20 protein-coding genes are annotated in these 16,172 nt (G+C 61.6%); 11 read left to right on the forward strand and 9 right to left on the reverse strand.

Annotated features, from left to right (window positions below; genetic code table 11):
• The 4 genes from AACS18_RS06680 to coaBC all read right to left on the reverse strand — a co-directional run.
• Positions 1 to 424, reverse strand: a 424-nt coding sequence (locus AACS18_RS06680; RefSeq protein WP_146184860.1) for a mechanosensitive ion channel family protein, incomplete at its 3' end; no start/stop codon positions are given.
• A gap of 165 nt (positions 425 to 589) precedes the next feature.
• Positions 590 to 1,186 (reverse strand): nucleoid occlusion factor SlmA, encoded by a 597-nt coding sequence (slmA, locus tag AACS18_RS06685; protein WP_005339495.1) that lies wholly within the window; start codon positions 1,184 to 1,186, stop codon positions 590 to 592.
• Between the two features lie 70 nt (positions 1,187 to 1,256).
• Positions 1,257 to 1,715 carry a dUTP diphosphatase gene (gene dut, locus AACS18_RS06690; protein ID WP_005355985.1) on the reverse strand — a complete coding sequence of 153 codons (459 nt, stop codon included), beginning with the start codon at positions 1,713 to 1,715 and terminating at the stop codon, positions 1,257 to 1,259.
• Between the two features lie 81 nt (positions 1,716 to 1,796).
• Positions 1,797 to 2,999, reverse strand: coding sequence for a bifunctional phosphopantothenoylcysteine decarboxylase/phosphopantothenate--cysteine ligase CoaBC (coaBC, locus tag AACS18_RS06695; RefSeq protein ID WP_108613981.1), 1,203 nt, complete (start codon positions 2,997 to 2,999; stop codon positions 1,797 to 1,799).
• 147 nt (positions 3,000 to 3,146) lie between these two features.
• Here coaBC and radC point away from each other — a divergent pair, with 147 nt between their 5' ends.
• The 6 genes from radC to AACS18_RS06725 all read left to right on the forward strand — a co-directional run bounded on the left by radC (position 3,147) and on the right by AACS18_RS06725 (position 6,809).
• Positions 3,147 to 3,821 (forward strand): RadC family protein, encoded by a 675-nt coding sequence (radC, locus tag AACS18_RS06700; protein WP_108613982.1) that lies wholly within the window; start codon positions 3,147 to 3,149, stop codon positions 3,819 to 3,821.
• Between the two features lie 136 nt (positions 3,822 to 3,957).
• A complete protein-coding gene (gene rpmB, locus AACS18_RS06705; protein ID WP_005307492.1) occupies positions 3,958 to 4,194 on the forward strand; it encodes a 50S ribosomal protein L28 in 237 nt (78 codons plus the stop codon).
• Positions 4,195 to 4,205: 11 nt separating this feature from the next.
• Positions 4,206 to 4,373 carry a 50S ribosomal protein L33 gene (rpmG, locus tag AACS18_RS06710; protein ID WP_005307500.1) on the forward strand — a complete coding sequence of 56 codons (168 nt, stop codon included), beginning with the start codon at positions 4,206 to 4,208 and terminating at the stop codon, positions 4,371 to 4,373.
• A gap of 93 nt (positions 4,374 to 4,466) precedes the next feature.
• Positions 4,467 to 4,922 (forward strand): hypothetical protein, encoded by a 456-nt coding sequence (locus AACS18_RS06715; protein ID WP_108613983.1) that lies wholly within the window; start codon positions 4,467 to 4,469, stop codon positions 4,920 to 4,922.
• Positions 4,923 to 4,946: 24 nt separating this feature from the next.
• Positions 4,947 to 5,759, forward strand: coding sequence for a bifunctional DNA-formamidopyrimidine glycosylase/DNA-(apurinic or apyrimidinic site) lyase (gene mutM / locus AACS18_RS06720; RefSeq protein ID WP_108613984.1), 813 nt, complete (start codon positions 4,947 to 4,949; stop codon positions 5,757 to 5,759).
• Positions 5,760 to 5,936: 177 nt separating this feature from the next.
• Positions 5,937 to 6,809, forward strand: coding sequence for a VirK/YbjX family protein (locus AACS18_RS06725; protein WP_108613985.1), 873 nt, complete (start codon positions 5,937 to 5,939; stop codon positions 6,807 to 6,809).
• Between the two features lie 105 nt (positions 6,810 to 6,914).
• Here AACS18_RS06725 and coaD read toward each other — a convergent pair whose 3' ends face one another.
• Positions 6,915 to 7,397, reverse strand: coding sequence for a pantetheine-phosphate adenylyltransferase (gene coaD, locus AACS18_RS06730; protein WP_005356008.1), 483 nt, complete (start codon positions 7,395 to 7,397; stop codon positions 6,915 to 6,917).
• Between the two features lie 134 nt (positions 7,398 to 7,531).
• Here coaD and AACS18_RS06735 point away from each other — a divergent pair, with 134 nt between their 5' ends.
• Positions 7,532 to 8,569 (forward strand): glycosyltransferase family 9 protein, encoded by a 1,038-nt coding sequence (locus tag AACS18_RS06735; protein WP_005339514.1) that lies wholly within the window; start codon positions 7,532 to 7,534, stop codon positions 8,567 to 8,569.
• Between the two features lie 51 nt (positions 8,570 to 8,620).
• Here the strand turns inward: AACS18_RS06735 and AACS18_RS06740 are convergent, their stop codons facing one another.
• On the reverse strand, positions 8,621 to 9,397 hold the full coding sequence (locus tag AACS18_RS06740) for a glycosyltransferase family 2 protein (RefSeq protein ID WP_108613994.1): 777 nt from the start codon (positions 9,395 to 9,397) through the stop codon (positions 8,621 to 8,623).
• Positions 9,398 to 9,615: 218 nt separating this feature from the next.
• On the opposite strand from AACS18_RS06740, the gene waaF reads away from it, so the two are divergent.
• Positions 9,616 to 10,650 (forward strand): lipopolysaccharide heptosyltransferase II, encoded by a 1,035-nt coding sequence (gene waaF, locus AACS18_RS06745; RefSeq protein WP_108613986.1) that lies wholly within the window; start codon positions 9,616 to 9,618, stop codon positions 10,648 to 10,650.
• 1 nt (position 10,651) lies between these two features.
• Positions 10,652 to 11,917, forward strand: coding sequence for a lipid IV(A) 3-deoxy-D-manno-octulosonic acid transferase (gene waaA / locus AACS18_RS06750; RefSeq protein ID WP_108613987.1), 1,266 nt, complete (start codon positions 10,652 to 10,654; stop codon positions 11,915 to 11,917).
• Positions 11,918 to 11,995: 78 nt separating this feature from the next.
• On the opposite strand, the gene AACS18_RS06755 is transcribed toward waaA, so the two are convergent.
• Genes AACS18_RS06755 through AACS18_RS06765 form a run of 3 tightly spaced genes read right to left on the reverse strand, consistent with a single transcriptional unit; the run spans position 11,996 to position 14,073 of the window.
• Complete coding sequence (locus AACS18_RS06755) at positions 11,996 to 13,255, reverse strand: PTS ascorbate transporter subunit IIC (protein ID WP_108613995.1); 1,260 nt, start codon at positions 13,253 to 13,255, stop codon at positions 11,996 to 11,998.
• Positions 13,256 to 13,306: 51 nt separating this feature from the next.
• Positions 13,307 to 13,594: a PTS sugar transporter subunit IIB gene (locus AACS18_RS06760; protein ID WP_005356014.1), complete on the reverse strand. Its 288-nt coding sequence runs from the start codon at positions 13,592 to 13,594 to the stop codon at positions 13,307 to 13,309.
• Between the two features lie 35 nt (positions 13,595 to 13,629).
• Entirely contained in the window at positions 13,630 to 14,073 is a 444-nt protein-coding gene (locus AACS18_RS06765) for a PTS sugar transporter subunit IIA (protein WP_005356016.1), read from the reverse strand.
• 251 nt (positions 14,074 to 14,324) lie between these two features.
• On the opposite strand from AACS18_RS06765, the gene AACS18_RS06770 reads away from it, so the two are divergent.
• Together AACS18_RS06770 and AACS18_RS06775 are read left to right on the forward strand one after the other, a co-directional pair.
• Positions 14,325 to 15,347: a LacI family DNA-binding transcriptional regulator gene (locus AACS18_RS06770; protein ID WP_108613988.1), complete on the forward strand. Its 1,023-nt coding sequence runs from the start codon at positions 14,325 to 14,327 to the stop codon at positions 15,345 to 15,347.
• Positions 15,348 to 15,379: 32 nt separating this feature from the next.
• The coding region (locus AACS18_RS06775) for an MDR family oxidoreductase (RefSeq protein WP_258228875.1) at positions 15,380 to 16,172 on the forward strand (793 nt) is incomplete at its 3' end.

Genomic DNA, 16,172 nt, shown 5'->3' on the forward strand with positions numbered 1-16,172 from the left:
GCACCACACCCGCAGTGCCCGCCACTTCGATAAACTCGCCCGCCTTGATGGGGCGGAAGATGATCAGCAGGAAGCCGGCAGCGAAGTTGGAGAGTGAATCTCGCAGCGCGAAACCGATGGCCAGACCGGCGGCACCGATAATGGCGACGAAGGAGGCGGTCTGTACCCCGACCCGGCCCAGTGCGGCGATCACTACGAACACCAGAATGGCGTACTTGAGGATGCTGCCGACGAAGTGGGTAATCGTGGTATCGAGCTTGCGGGCTTGCATCACCTTGAACACACCACCGCTGATGAGGTTGGCAGCGATATAGCCGACCAGCAGGGTCAGCAGGGCGGCGGCGATATTGACGCCGTATTCGATCAGCAGTCCCTGATTATTGACCAGCCAGGTCTGCGCTTCGGTAATGATTTCGGGTTCCATAGGATGTCCTGTCAGGTTCTAAAAGGTTCATGGTGGATAAATCTAACACCGCAGCGCGACAGTACGGGTCGCATCTGGTACTTCTTTTCTGCCATAAAAACCTGACACAAAAAAGAAGGGAGGCCAAAGCCTCCCTTCTTTTTGCTAAATGATGCGAAAAAACCATCAGCTCTGCAGCAGCTGGCTGCGGATAAACTGCCACTGATCCTCGAAGCCGGCGGTGGGCTTGAGCTTGAACTCGGAACGGACAAACTGGCTGATGCGGCCCTCGGTATAGGCCAGCAGCAGATTGGCCAGCATGGTCTCGTCGAGCTGGAAGCCCTGACCTTCGCGCAGCCGCTTCTCGCGCAGTACCTGCTTGATCTGGGTCTCCAGCTTGTCGAACAGGATGCTGATGCGATCCCGCAGCCGGTCGTGCTCACCCAGCAGGGCGTCGCCGTTGAGGATGCGGGTGATGCCGGGATTGCGCTCGGCGAACACCAGCAGCAGCTGCAGGATGTGGTGGCAGCGCGCCATGGTGTCCTTCTCTTCCGCCATGATCAGATTGACCCGTGACAGCAGGGAATCCTCGATAAAGTCGATCAGCCCCTCGAACATCCGCGCCTTGCTGGGAAAGTGTCGATAGAGGGCTGCTTCAGAGACGCCGACCTCGGCCGCCAGACGGGCCGTGGTGATGCGCTGACCCGGACTGGTTTCCAGCATATGGGCGAGCGCTTGCAGGATCTGATCGCGCCGACTCTGTTTCTGATTACTGCTTGCCATGGATTCCCCTAAAAAAAACAATGGCTTGATTCTGTTATTAGGCACCGCCACATCAGGCTGGTGTGGTCTGTTATTGGCGACCAGAAGAACCAAAACCGCCTTCACCCCGTTCGCTCTGATTGAACTCATCGACCAGTTGGAAGCTGGCCTGAACTACCGGCATGATCACCAGCTGGGCGATGCGCTCGCCGGGTTGCATGGTGAACTCATCTTTGCCGCGGTTCCAGACCGAAACCATCAGCTGACCCTGGTAATCGGAATCGATCAGACCGACCAGGTTGCCCAGCACGATGCCGTGCTTATGGCCGAGACCGGAGCGGGGCAGGATGGTGGCACACAGACCCGGATCCTGGATGTGAATGGCCAGACCGGTCGGCACCAGGGTGGTATCACCCGGAGCCAGAGTCAGCGGCGCATCCAGCAGAGCGCGCAGGTCCATACCGGCAGAGCCCGGTGTGGCGTAGGCGGGCAGCGGGAACTCGGTACCGATACGGGCATCCAGAATCTTCAGTTCAATTTGTGTAGTCATGAATCGCTTTTTCAGTTGGAGCTTGTGTTGGCGCCCCTCTTGGCAAGGTGGGGCGCCGTGAGTCTTGTTCTTTCGGGACGCTTAGCGCCGATAGTGACACGCAATCAGGGCAACCAGATGACGGGCCAGCGTCAGCTTGTCGGCCAGCGGCAGCGGGGCCTGGCCCCCTTGCCAGAACACGGTCAGGGCGTTGTCATCGGCGTTGAAGCCTTGCCCCTCGCGGGATACATCGTTGGCGGCGATCATGTCCAACCGCTTTCGCTGCAATTTATCGAGGGCGTATTGTTCCACATCCACGGTTTCGGCGGCAAATCCGACAGTGAAGGGTTTGTCTGAAAGGGCGCCGACGGCAGCAATGATGTCGGGGTTTTTCACCAGTTTCACCACCATCTGATCGTTGTCACCGCTCTTCTTGATCTTCTGGCTGGCGACCTGCTCGGGGCGGTAGTCGGCAACCGCGGCGCAGCCGATGAAGAGGTCGCATTCGCCAACCCGGCTCATCACCGCCTGATGCATCTGCTCGGCGCTCTCCACATCGATGCGGGTCACGCCAGCAGGCGTCGCCAGCGTCACCGGGCCGCTCACCAGCGTCACCTCGGCGCCCGCCTCACGGGCGGCGCGGGCGATGGCGTAGCCCATCTTGCCGGAGCTGTGGTTGCTGATGTAACGGACCGGATCGAGCGCCTCGCGGGTTGGACCGGCGGTGAGCAGCAGCTTGACGCCTGCCAGCAAGGGCTCGGCGGCCAGCTGCTGACAGCAGCGATCCACCAGTTCGAGGGGATCCAGCATCCGCCCCGGGCCCACATCGCCACAGGCCTGGCTGCCAGCATCCGGCCCCCACAGCAGAATGCCGCGGCTGGCCAGGGTCTTGAGGTTGGCCTGGGTCGCGGTGTTGAGATACATCTGCTGGTTCATGGCAGGTGCCAGCGCGATGGGCGCCGGAGTGGCCAGACAGAGGGTGGTCAGCAGTTCGTCGGCCATGCCTGCTGCCATCCGCGCCATCAGGTTGGCGCTGGCGGGGGCGATCAATACCAGATCGGCCCACTTGGCCAGCTCGATATGGCCCATGCCCGCTTCGGCGGAGGGATCCAGCAGGCTGTAGGCCACCGGATGACCGGAGACCGCCTGCAGGGTCAGCGGAGTGATGAACTCCTTGGCGGAGCGGGTCATCACCACCCGTACTTCGGCGCCCTGATCTTTCAGGCGGCGTACCAGCTCGGCACTCTTGTAGGCGGCGATCCCGCCACTGACACCCAACAGGATGCGTTTATCGGCCAATCTCATCTGCTGTTTCTCTATCCGGCTCATTCTGACTGGTCGGCTAAGATACCACACGCAATGGATGACGACAGGGGTTGGCATCAAGGGGTGTGGTCGGGCGCGCGCAATTTTTTGCTATGTTTTTTCTCAACAGGGATGAGGGAGAGACAAATGAGCATCAAAGAGTGGCCGGAAGATGAACGCCCCAGAGAGAAGTTGCTGCGTCAGGGGCCCGTGGCGCTCTCCGATGCCGAGCTGCTCGCCATCTTTCTGCGCACCGGCGTCAATGGCCTGAGTGCAGTGGATCTTTCACGTAATCTATTGAATCAATTCGGCTCTTTGCGCAGCTTGCTGGGCGCGGATCAACGGGCATTCTGCGAGGCGCACGGCCTTGGCCCGGCCAAATATGCCCAGTTGCAGGCGGTGCTGGAGATGGCCAGGCGCCATCTGGCCGAGCAGCTGCAACGGGGTGATGCCCTCACCTCGCCCCAGCTGACCCGCGACTATCTGCAGGCCCAGTTGCGGGATCGGCCGCGCGAGGTGTTTGCCCTGCTGTTGCTCGATAATCAGCACAGAGTCATTCAATTTGTTGAGCTTTTTTTCGGCACAATCGATTCGGCAAGTGTCTGGCCAAGAGAAATCGTGCAGATCGCGCTCAAACATAATGCAGCCGCGGTGATTCTGGCGCATAATCACCCGTCCGGCGTCGCCGAGCCCAGTAGGGCCGACCGCCAGATCACGGATCGGATCACGGCCGCTTTGGCCCTGATCGATATCAGAGTGCTGGATCACTTGGTGATCGGTGATGGCATCACGGTTTCTTTTGCCGAGCGCGGTTGGCTATAACTGTGCTCTGGCACCGTATTAGTTGATCTTTGATCACGGATGCTGTATAAAATGCCGCCTTCTGTTTGCCCCGCAATCGAAGGCCAGCGGGGCAGATATTTGCTCGAGCAATGAAGTAAGATTTGGAGAGACTGACATGTCTAGAGTATGCCAAGTAACCGGCAAGCGCCCGGCAGTTGGTAACAACCGTTCGCACGCTAACAACGCCACCAAGCGTCGTTTCCTGCCGAACCTGCACACTCACCGTTTCTGGGTTGAGAGTGAAAAACGCTTCGTAAGCCTGCGCGTATCCGCAAAAGGCATGCGTATCATCGACAAGCGTGGCGTTGAAGTGGTTCTGGCTGAACTGCGCGCCAGCGGTGTTAAGGTATAAGGAATTAGATCATGGCTAAAGGTATTCGCGAGAAAATTCGCCTGAACTCCAGCGCCGGTACTGGTCACTTCTATACCACTACCAAAAACAAGCGCACCATGCCCGAAAAAATGGAGATCAAAAAGTTTGATCCCGTTGTTCGTCAGCATGTGATCTACAAGGAAGGCAAAATCAAGTAATTACTTGATGCTGCATTCCCAAAAACCCGGCTTCATGCCGGGTTTTTTTATGCGCCGAATTCAGTACACTGCCGGTTCAAAGGGAGGCTTGCCATGTTCAAATTGAGCCGCAAAGGCTGGAATAACGTGATCATTGTGGTGGTGCTGATCGTGATCACCCTGTTGCATCGTATGGAGACTGCCCAGCAGGAGAACAGCGCCAAGCGTGCTCGCCCCTTGCTGCCGGATGCTGCCGTGGTGCTCACCTGGCAGGGGCCGAGCTGGCAGATTGAGCGGATTGGTCAGGGCTGGCGCAGCGTGCCGGATCTGGGGCTCGACACGGCGCAGCTGGATGCCCGTCTGGCGCGCTGGCAAGGCTGGTTGCTGCCCCCCGGCGAGGTGGTGCGCGGTACCCCGGTGACCATCAAGGTGTGGATTGCCGGCCAGAACGATCCGGTCGAGATCGGCCTCTATCAGAACAGCGGCCAATATGGCGCCCAGTTGCCCTCCGGTCTCTGGCTCGCCCTCACTGCCGAGCAGTATCGCGATCTGCTGCGTCCTGCCCCCTGAGTTCCTTTTCCTTGCGAGGTGCCCATGCCTGAATTGCCAGAAGTTGAAGTCAGCCGTCAGGGGATCTCCCCCTGGCTCACCGGTATCAAGGTGACGCGTGTAGTGGTGCGGGATGGCCGCCTGCGCTGGCCGATCCCCGGTGAGATTCAGGAGCTGGTGGACCTCACCATCCATCGGGTGCGTCGCCGTGCCAAATACCTGCTGCTGGAGACCGATTTCGGCACCGCCATCCTTCATCTGGGGATGTCCGGCAGCCTGCGGGTGCTGGATATCGGCACCCCGGTCGAGAAGCACGACCACGTGGATATCGAGCTGGAGAATGGCAAACTGCTGCGGCTCAACGATCCGCGCCGCTTCGGCGCCCTGCTCTGGACTCGCGAACCGGCCGAAGCCCATGCGCTGCTCGCCAAGCTGGGGCCCGAGCCGCTCACCGATGCCTTCAGTGCTGATTACCTGCAGGGGCGCGCCAAGGGACGCAGCACCGCCATCAAACAGTTCCTGATGGACAATCAGGTGGTGGTCGGGGTGGGCAACATCTACGCAAACGAGGCGCTCTATGCTGCCGGCATTCACCCCAAACGGGCGGCGGGCAATATCAGTGCCGAGCGGCTGGGAACCCTGGTGGCCGAGATCAAGCGGGTGTTGGCCGAGGCGATTCGCCAGGGCGGCACTACCCTCAAGGATTTCACCAGCGCCGATGGCAAGCCGGGCTATTTCGTGCAGCAGTTGCAGGTTTATGGCCGTGGCGGTCAGCCCTGTTTCCACTGTCACACCCTGCTGACCGAGACAAGAATGGGCCAGCGCACCACGGTTTTTTGCAGTCATTGCCAGCGCTGAGCGCACTTTTTGCCCCGATCCGGGGGAAGTTGTAACAGCGTATTTCCACTCTGTTGAAGATTTGCACAGCTGTCACTAGTATCCCGACCGTTCAGGCGGTTTGAGAATATAAAAATGACAGTTAAATCAATAGACTGGGAATATTTATCCCGGCAGGAGCGCTATTGCGCAAAATCCATGGCCCGCTTCCTCTACCCCGAGGGATGTGACCGGAAAACCTTCAATCGCGGCAAGTTCGTGCTGCGCAGCCTGCTCTATCGCAAGTCGCTGAGCCGGGTCTTCAGCCTGTTCCAGTGCGACTCGCTCAAGGCACTTCCAGCGGTCTATCCCGAGCTGCTCGACAAGCCGATGCGACCCTATCGCTTCGCCTGTGCCAGCGCCCGTGAGCGGGCCGAGATGCTGGAAAATCACTATCGGTTGCTGCTGGAGTGCTACCCGCAGCTGATCGACCCCCTCTATCTGGGCGAGGGGATCGCGCTGGGGCACTATCCACAGAGCGGCTGCCGCATTCTGCTGCGCCACGATGGCACCTTCCGCCGCGAGGCCGAGCTGGCGCTCTCCATCGTCAACGGCGAGGGGCAGCGCCTCTACAGCTGCGCCTTTTCGCTGGCGGGCAGCGTGGATCGTTTGATTCTGATGGTCGGCTCCATGCAGGGGCCGGAGCCTGCGGTCGACAATGCCCAAGATCGGGTGCGCGAGCTGACCAAAGAGGGACACGGCCTGCGGCCCAAATCTCTGCTGGTGCAGCTGGTGCTGCAACTGGCGCAGGCCATGGGGGCGGTAGAGGTGCTGGCGGTGCGCAAGCGGGCCCACGTGTTTCAGGCCAAGCGCTACAGCAGCAAGCAGAAAGACAACCTGCAGGCCGATTACGACGAGCTGTGGCAGGAATTTGGCGCGCAGGATGTGGATGCCAACTTCGTCGCTCTGCAAGCCCAGCCGCGCAAGCCGCTGGAGGAGATCGCCTCCAAGAAGCGGGCTATGTATCGGCGCCGCTACGAGTGGCTCGATCAGCTGGTGCAGGAGATGAACGAGCGGTTTGCCCGGCAGTAACTGGCAAGCAGGCTGACCTTGCCATGCGAGAGAGATACAACAAGGGCTACCCGTGGGTAGCCCTTGTTCGTTGTTGCCGTCGGGAATGGCGAGTGTAGAAGGGGATCACCCTTTCTGTTTGGCGGCGATGGCTTGGGCCACTACCGGGTCGACAAACTGACGAATGTCGCCACCGTGCAGCGCCACCTCTTTCACCAGAGTGGAGGAGATAAAGGAGTTCTCCTCCGCCGGGGTGAGGAAGACGCTTTCCAGCTCCGGCATCAGGCGGCGGTTCATATTGGCCAGCTGGAACTCGTACTCGAAGTCGGAGACGGCGCGCAGGCCGCGGATAAGCACGTTGGCCTGATGCTCTTTGGCGAAATCGACCAGCAGGCCGGAGAAGCCCACCACCTTGACGTTGGGCAACTGGCTGGTCACTTGCTGGACAAGCTGGACACGTTCTGCCAGATCGAACAGCGGGCGCTTGCTCGGGCTGTTGGCGACCCCGACCACCACCTCGTCAAACAGCTTGGCGGCCCGGCCGATCAGATCGGCGTGGCCATTGGTAACGGGATCAAAAGTCCCGGGATAAATTACCCTGGTAGTCATCTTTGCGGTCCTGCAACCTGGAAATTTGGTCGCATTATAAGGTCGTCGCTTGAGAATAGCAGTGCATCAGGCAAGAATACGCCATCGCGCATCAAGCCTCCTTGCATTGGTGACAGGGAGCAAAGGGATTTTTTATGAAACGTATTCTGGTCGTTCGCAATGACAAGATTGGTGACTTCATGCTGGCGTGGCCTAGCTTCGCCATGCTCAAAGGCTCCATGGAGTGTCATGTGACTGCCCTGGTTCCGGCCTACACGGCGCCGCTGGCCCGGCTCTGCCCCTGGATTGACGAGGTGATCATCGATCCGGGCGTGCGGGCCGACAAGGAGCAACAGCGAGCGCTGCTGGCGCGGATCAAGGCGGCGGCGTTCGACGCGTCCATCTGCCTCTTCTCCAACTCCCGCAACGCCATGCTGGTGTGGAAGGCGCACATCCCTTACCGGCTGGCACCGGCGACCAAGCTGGCGCAGGTGCTCTACAACCAGCGACTGGTACAGCGCCGCTCCCGCTCCCAAAAGCCGGAGTCCGAGTACAACCTGGAGCTGATCCGCCGCTTCCTGGCCGATCAGCAGGTGGCCGTGGTGGAGCCCAAGACCCCCTTCCTGCAGTTCGATGACGAGACCCTGCTACAGGTGCGCGAACAGCTGGCACTCAAGCTCAAGCTCGATGCCAGCCGCCCCTGGCTGATGGTGCATGCCGGTAGCGGTGGGTCTGCCAACAACCTCTCCATCGAGCAGTATGCCCGCATCATCATCAAGCTCAATCAGGCCTGCCCCGAGCTGCAGTGCGTGCTGACCGCAGGCCCGGGCGAGGAGAAGATGGCCGAACAGCTGGCGGCCGAGCTGCTCGCCCACGGTGGCAACGGCTGGATCTACCGCTCCAGCGATGGTCTGCCGATGTTCTGTCAGGTGCTGGCCAACGCAGCCCTGTTTATCGCTGGCAGTACTGGCCCGCTCCATATCGCTGGCGCGCTCGATGTGCCGACCATCGGCTTCTTCCCGATGCGCCGCTCCGCTACTCCGCTGCGCTGGAAGCCCCTCAACAGCGAAGGGCGTCACCTCGCCTTCAGCCCGCCGGAGGATAGCGACCATCCTGAGGATATGAGTCAGCTCGATCCCAAGACCATGGTGCCGGTGATGGCCCGCTGGGCGGCGCCTTTCTGGCGCAAATAACGTATGCAGCAATGCAAACAGGGCCCCTCGGGGCCCTGTTTCGTATGACGGTTATTCCGGCTGCTGCGGTTGCTGGCGTACCCAGAGATCGGCGTATTTGACGAAGGTGGAGTGGGCGGAGAGGATCGCCAGCAGCAGCCCCTGCTTGCCGTCGAGGAAGCCCGCTTTGAGCAGGTACATCTTGAGGAAGCAGCCGACGGCGTGCACCAGCCCCTGACTGAGGGAGCCCTTCTTGCCGCGGGCGGTGCGCTGATCGGCCCAGGCGCGGGCATAACCGGCGGATTTGACCAGATAGTGCTCCAGATCCCGATAGGTGAAGTGGAGCAGGTCGCCATGAATATTGACGATCTTCATGTTGGCCCGCACTTCCACCTTCTCGTGTACCAGCGCCTCGTTGTAGTTGGTGAGCGCCTTGGGATAGAGGCGCAGCACCCGATCCGGATACCAGCCGCTGTGGCGGATAAAGCGGCCAAAGACCCAGGAGAGGCGCGGCAGCGAGTAGATGGTGTCGCTGGCCGGATTGGCCATCACGTTGGCGATGGCGGCTTTCAGCTCGGGGGTGAGCCGCTCGTCGGCATCCAGCCACAGCACCCACTCGGACTGCACGTGGGACTGGGCCAGCCGGCGCTGTTTGCCAAAACCGGGCCACTTGGCGTTGACGAAGAAACGGGCCCCAAATTCGGCGGCGATGGCCGGGGTCTCGTCCTGACTGCCGGAGTCCAGAATGACGATCTCGTCCACCAGTCCGTCGAGGGAGGCGAGGCACTTGCGCAGGTTGTCGGCTTCATTCTTGACGATCAGAACGGCAGCCAGAGTCGGTTTTTTCACGAAATGGGGCTCTCGGTTGTTGCCCGTCTGGCGGGACATGCTCGAATTGGCGCCCATTCTAGCCTAAAAGCGTGGCCGGGGCATGACCCGGGTGGCGGCTGGTCTCCCCTGTCAGGGCGGGTAGGTAAGGATCTTCTGTTATTTATCCGACCATTCTTGGGGCATAATCTCGCCCAGTGATGATTAACCGCCGGGCCAGACCCGAGAGAAGACGCGTAATGAAAATATTGGTGATCGGCCCCTCCTGGGTCGGCGACATGGTGATGTCCCAGAGTCTCTACAAGGCGATCAAGGCCAACCATCCCGAGTGCGAGCTGCACGTGATGGCCCCCGCCTGGTGCTGCGCCCTGCTGGAGCGGATGCCGGAGGTGGACAAGGCGATCACCATGCCCCTTGGCCACGGTGACTTCAAGCTGGTGGCGCGCCGCCGCCTCGGCAAGCAGCTGGCGGCCGAGAAGTACGATCAGGCCATCGTCCAGCCCAACTCCATGAAGTCGGCGCTGATCCCCTGGTTTGCCCGCATTCCGGTGCGTACCGGCTGGAAAGGGGAGCACCGCTTTGGCCTGCTCAACGATCTGCGCAGCAACAAGTCCGCCTTCCCGCTGATGGTGGAGGGCTATCTGGCGCTCGCCTATCCCAAGGCGCAGATGAAGAGCCGGGCCGATATTCCGACCATTCCCCACCCCTCCCTGCACGTCGATCTGGTCAACCAGAGCAAGGCGCTGGAGCGACTGGGGCTGGATCGTGCCCGCCCGGTGCTGGTGCTTTGCCCCGGTGCCGAGTTTGGCCCGGCCAAGCGCTGGCCGGAGGGGCACTACGCCGTGGTGGCCCAGCAGCATCTGGACGAGGGGTGGCAGGTGTGGATCTTCGGCTCCAACAAGGATGTGCCGGTGGCCAACACCATCCGGGATCGGGTCAATATGCTGACCCGCCCCAACTGCCACGTGCTGGCGGGCAAGACCAGCCTGCACGAAGCGATCGATCTGATGGCGCTGGCCAGCAGGGTCATCTCCAACGACTCCGGCCTGATGCACATCGCCGCCGCCCTCAACCGGCCGCTGGTGGGCGTCTATGGCTCCACCTCGCCGCTCTATACCCCGCCGCTGGCGGATCGGGTCGAGATCGTTCACACCGACATCGAGTGTCGCCCCTGCTTCAAGCGCACCTGCAAATTCGGCCATCTCAAGTGCCTGATCGATCTGGCGCCGGAGCAGGTGGTCGATGCTTGCAAGAAGCTGGAGCAGAGTCAGTAAGATGCCCTACCGTCTGCTCTACAACCTGCTGATCCATCTCGGATTACCGCTGGCGCTGCTGGCCCTCTACAAGCCGAAGAAAGGCAAGCCCGGTTTTGGCAAGCGTTGGGCCGAGCATCTCGGGCGACTGCCCGCCACCGGACAGGAGGCGCCGCTCTGGATCCATGCGGTGAGCGTGGGGGAGACGCTGGCCATCACGCCGCTCATTCGTGCCCTCAAGGCGGAGCGGCCCGATCTGCCGATCCTGCTCACCACCACTACCCGCACCGGCGCCGATCAGGCTGCCAAGCTGGGGGATCTGGTGATGCATCGCTACGCGCCGCTCGACTACCCCTGGGCCATTGCCGCCTTTCTCGATACCTTCAAGCCGCGCGCGCTCTGGGTGATGGAGACCGAGTTGTGGCCGAACTGGCTGGCTGCCTGCGAGGCGCGCCACCTGCCGGTGACCATTATCAACGCCCGCCTCTCCGAGCGATCCTGCCAGCGCTATGCTCGTTTCCACGGCGCCTTCGACGCCCTGAGCCGGCCGCTGACCCATCTGCTCTGTCAGCATCAGGATGACGCCGACCGCTTCGCCCGCCTCGGCATCGATCGTTCGCGGCTGGCGGTGACTGGCTCTATCAAGTTCGACATCCAGTTTGGTGATGAGGTGCAGGCCAAAGGTCGCACCCTGCGCCAGCAGTTGGGCGCCGAGCGTCCGGTCTGGATTGCCGCCAGCACCCATCAGGGTGAGGACGAGCAGGTGCTGGCCGCCTTCGATCTGCTGCTCAAACGCCATCCCGACGCGCTGCTCATTCTGGTGCCGCGCCACCCCGAGCGGTTCGATCGGGTGGCCGAGCTGTGCGCCCCTTACGGCTGCCTGCGGCGCACTGATGGTGCTGCGGTGAGTGCCGAGGATAAGGTCTATCTCGGCGATACCATGGGCGAGCTGCCGCTGATGCTGGCGGCGGCCGATGTGGCCTTCGTCGGTGGCAGTCTGGTGAAGATCGGCGGTCACAACCTGCTGGAGCCGGCGGCGCTCGGCAAGCCCTGCCTGACCGGCCCTGCCTACTTCAACTTCAGCGACATCACCCGCCAGCTGGTGGCTCAGGGGGGCGCCGCCATCGTGGCCGATGCCGCCGAGCTGGGCGAGCAGGTGAGCCAGCTGTTTGCCGACGAGAGCACCCGCCGCGAGGTGGGCGAGCAGGCCCGCGCCGTGGTGCTACGCAATCAGGGAGCGCTGGCCCGCACCCTCTCGCACTGCCTCACTGCGCTGGAGAACGACTGAGTTTCAGCCTTTCATACATCTCAGCCATAAAAAAACGGAGCGCGATGCGCTCCGTTTTGTTTTTGGCGGTGACCGGAATTAGCGAACGATCAGCCCCAGCAGGATGCCGACCACACCGAAGTCGGAGTCGCTGAAGGTGGTGTTGGCGAAACCGAGGTCGCCCAGCACCGGCAGCAGGAACACCGGCAGAATGGTGAGCAGCAGCAGGCCGTTGGCGAAGGCACCCAGAATGGCGCCGCGACGACCACCGGTGGCGTTGCCGAATACCCCGGCAGCGGCGCCGACGAAGAAGTGCGGTACCACGCCCGGGATGATGACGGTCAGGCCCATGGCGTAGAGCAGTGCCATCCCCACCAGACCGGCGGCAAAGCTCGATAGGAAGCCGATCAGCACGGCGTTGGGGGCATAGGGGAAGACGATGGGGCAATCGAGTGCCGGCTTGGCGTTCGGTACCAGCTTGTCGGAGATCCCCTTGAAGGCCGGAACGATCTCGGCGATGACCATCCGCACACCCTGCAGGATGACGTAGACACCGGCGGCGAAGGTGATGGACTGCATCAGGGAGAACATGAACCAGTGCTTGCCCTTGGCGACGCTGGAGACAAACTCGGGGCCGGCGAAGGCGGAGGTCACCAGGAAGATGATGCCCATGGTGAAGGAGATGGCCACCGGGGTATCGCGCAGGAACAGCAGGCTCTTGGGCACCTGCACATCTTCGCAGCTGTGGGCCTTGTTGCCGAACTTGGCGCCGATCAGGGCGGAGAGCACGTAGGAGCAGGTGGAGAAGTGGCCCAGCGCCACGTCATCGGAGCCGGTGATCTGCTTCATGAAGGGATGGGCGATGGCCGGGAAGAAGACCATGGCGACACCGACCACCAGACTGCCCACCGCGATCAGCGGCACGCCGCTCATGCCACCGGCAGAGAGAATTACGGCCACCATCATCGACATGAACAGGGTGTGGTGACCGGTCAGGAAGATGAATTTCCATGGGGTCAGGCGGGCGATCAGGATGTTCACCAGCATGGCGAAGAACATGATCATCGCCATCTCCTTGCCAAACGAGGTCTGGGCGATGGAGACGATGGCTTCGTTGTTGGGGACGACCCCTTTGATGCCGAAGGCGCGCTGGAAGATGACGGCAAAGTCACCCAGCGAGTTGATCACCAGGGTGGCACCGGCCCCCAGAATGACGAAACCCATGATGGTCTTGACCGTGCCCTTGATGCACTCGGTCACCGGTTTCTTCTGGGCAATCAGGCCGATAAGCGCGATCAGGCCGACCAGCACGGCGGGCTCGGACAGCACGTCAAACATCAGAAAGTTGAAAAATTCCATGGTCAGCTCCTGGCAATGGAAGATGCGGCCCGCAGGCCGCATGGAGGATCCTTAGAGGGCGCCCAGTTCGCGCAGGGCGGTGGCGAGCTTCTCTTTCATCGCGGCCTTGTCGACCATGTTGTCGAGGGCCACCAGACGGCCGTTGACCCCCATGGATTGGAGCTGCTCGGCGATGTCGCGGGTGGCGACAAAGATCTCGGCGGTTTCGCTGCCGGCGGAGGCCAGATCGCGGTGATCCACCTCGGCGGTGACTGCCAGCTCTTTCAGGATGCTCTTGATGCTCATCTCCATCATCAGGCTGGTGCCCAGACCGTGACCGCATACAACCAGAATTTTCATTGTCTCTTCCTCTGTCAGGTGCGCAGTGGCGCAGATCAGTAGCGCGCCAGAATGCGCAGGATGTCGTCTTTGGTGTCGGCCGCAATGATGGCCGCCACGTCCTCTTCATTCATAAACAGCTCGGCCAGCTGAGCGATGGTCTCCACGTGGGAGTTGCTGTCGCTGGCGGCCAGGGTGATCAGCAGCCGGATCGGGTCGTTGCCCTCGGAATCGAAGTTGACCCCCTGCTTGATGACGGTCAGCCCCAGACCCAGCCGGTTGACGCCGTCTTCGGGACGAGCGTGGGGCATCGCCAGACCGGGGCCTAGCACGTAGTAGGGGCCGAGCTCTTCATGAGAGCGAAACAGCGCCGCCACGTAGGAGGGCTCGATGGTGCCATTGGCCAGCAGGGGCGCCGTCGCCAGCTCGATGGCATGGCGCCAGTCGCGGGCGGCGGGTTCGATGCGGATGACATCTTCTGTCAGCAGTTGAGTCAGCATGGTGGTGATCCGGCTAGTTATGATGGCGCCAATCTATCGATCTTGCGGTGGTGAAACTGTGAGGGTGATCGCGAAAGTTAGCGCTATCAGATAGCGCTAACATCAAACTGTGATAGCGCTATCACTTCATCCATTAACGGGAGTCATCTTGCCCCCGTGATCCGGGAAAGAGGGTAGAATCGGCCCTGAGCAAATGGTCAGTGGCGCTCTTTTGCCTTAAAGTGAGCAGCCGCAAGTCGAGGATGGGATGGATGTCAGAAACAAAGAAGCGCCGTAGCACGGGTCGGGTGACCCTCAACGATGTGGCCCAGCTGGCCGGTGTGGGGGCCATGACGGTTTCCCGTGCCCTGCGCACGCCGGAGATGGTCTCCGACAGGATGCGTGAGCGCATCGAAGCTGCGGTGGAAGAGCTCGGCTATATCCCCAATCGGGCCGCCGGGGCGTTGGCCTCAGCGACTTCCCAGACCATCGTAGTGATCGTCCCGAGTCTGGCGGAAGCGGGCTGTGGCGAGATGATCGCGGGACTGCAACAGACCCTGCTCGAGGAGGGTTACCAGATCATGCTGGGGGATGCCCAGCATCTGAAACAGCAGGAAGAGAGCCTGCTGACCAGCTTTTTGCAGCACAATCCGGCGGCGGTGGTGCTGTTTGGTGGCGATCCCGGCGAGACGATCCGTACTCGCCTGAAAGCCTCCCGCCTGCCGGTGGTGGAAGTGGGTGCTATGGCCCGCAGCCCCATCGACATGAATGTGGGAGTCTCCAACTTCGATGCCGGTTATCAGCTCACCCACCACCTTATCGAGCGGGGCTACCGCAATATCGGTTTTCTCTGTGCCCGTCAGGAGCAGTGGATGCTGCAACAGCGGATGCAGGGCTGGCAGAAGGCGCTGCTCGACAACTACCTCTCCCCCGATGCCATCATCAACACCTCGGAGCGGCCCAGCTTCAGCACCGGTGCCACCATGCTGGGTGAATTTCTGCTGCGCTGGCCCGAGCTGGACGCGCTGATCTGCGTCAACGATGAACTGGCGGCCGGGGTGCTGTTCGAGTGCCAGCGCCGCCATTTGAATGTGCCGGGCAAACTCGCCATCGCCGGATTTGACGATCTGGATGTGGCGCGCGCCTGTTATCCGACCCTTACTTCGGTCAAGATCCCCTATCGCAAAATGGGACAGGAGGCTGCCGAGCTGATCCTGCGCCAACTGGCCGGGGAGCCCGTGATGGGCACTGCTCTGGCTCTCGATTTTCAACTACAAAAGCGTCAAAGCAGCTGATCCCCGTTTCACACGTCATCAAAGAGGCAACCATGTTCAAGGCTCTGTTACTGGAAAACCAAGACGGCAAGACTGTTCCGACCCTGACCCGGCTGGCCGAGAGCCAGTTGCCGGAAGGTGAGGTGCGAGTAGCGGTGAGTTACAGCTCCATCAACTACAAGGACGGGCTGGCCATCACCGGCAAGGGCAAGATAGTACGTCAGTGGCCGCTGGTGCCCGGCATCGACTTTGCCGGTACCGTGCTTGAGTCTGCCGACTGCCGCTATCAGACCGGCGACAAGGTGGTGCTGACCGGTTGGGGCGTGGGCGAAGGGCACTGGGGCGGCATGGCCGAACAGGCGCGGGTCAAGGGGGACTGGCTGGTGCCGTTGCCCGCCGGGCTGGATGAGCGCCAGGCCATGTGCATCGGTACCGCCGGTCTCACCGCCATGCTCTGCGTGCTGGCGCTGGAAGAGGCGGGCATTACTCCAGATAGCGGCGAGGTGCTGGTCACAGGTGCGGCAGGCGGCGTGGGCTCCACCTCGGTTGCCCTGCTGGCAGCCCTTGGCTATCAGGTGGCGGCGCTGACCGGTCGTCCCGAAGAGCAGGGCGCCATGCTGACCGCACTGGGTGCCAGCCGCATCGTGCCGCGCAGCGAGCTGCTGGTGCCTGCCAAACCGCTGGAGAAGCAGCTGTGGGCCGGTGCCATCGATACCGTCGGCAGTCAGGTGCTGGCCAAGCTGCTGGCTCAGATGAACTATGGCGGCGCCGTGGCGGCCTGCGGGCTGGCGGGTGGCTTCGATCTGCCTACCAGTGTGATGCCCTTCATCCTGCGCAACGTGCGGT

Origin of the sequence: Aeromonas sp. HMWF015 (genome assembly GCF_963878965.1) — a bacterium.
In the GTDB taxonomy this organism is placed as follows: Bacteria; Pseudomonadota; Gammaproteobacteria; order Enterobacterales; family Aeromonadaceae; genus Aeromonas; species Aeromonas veronii.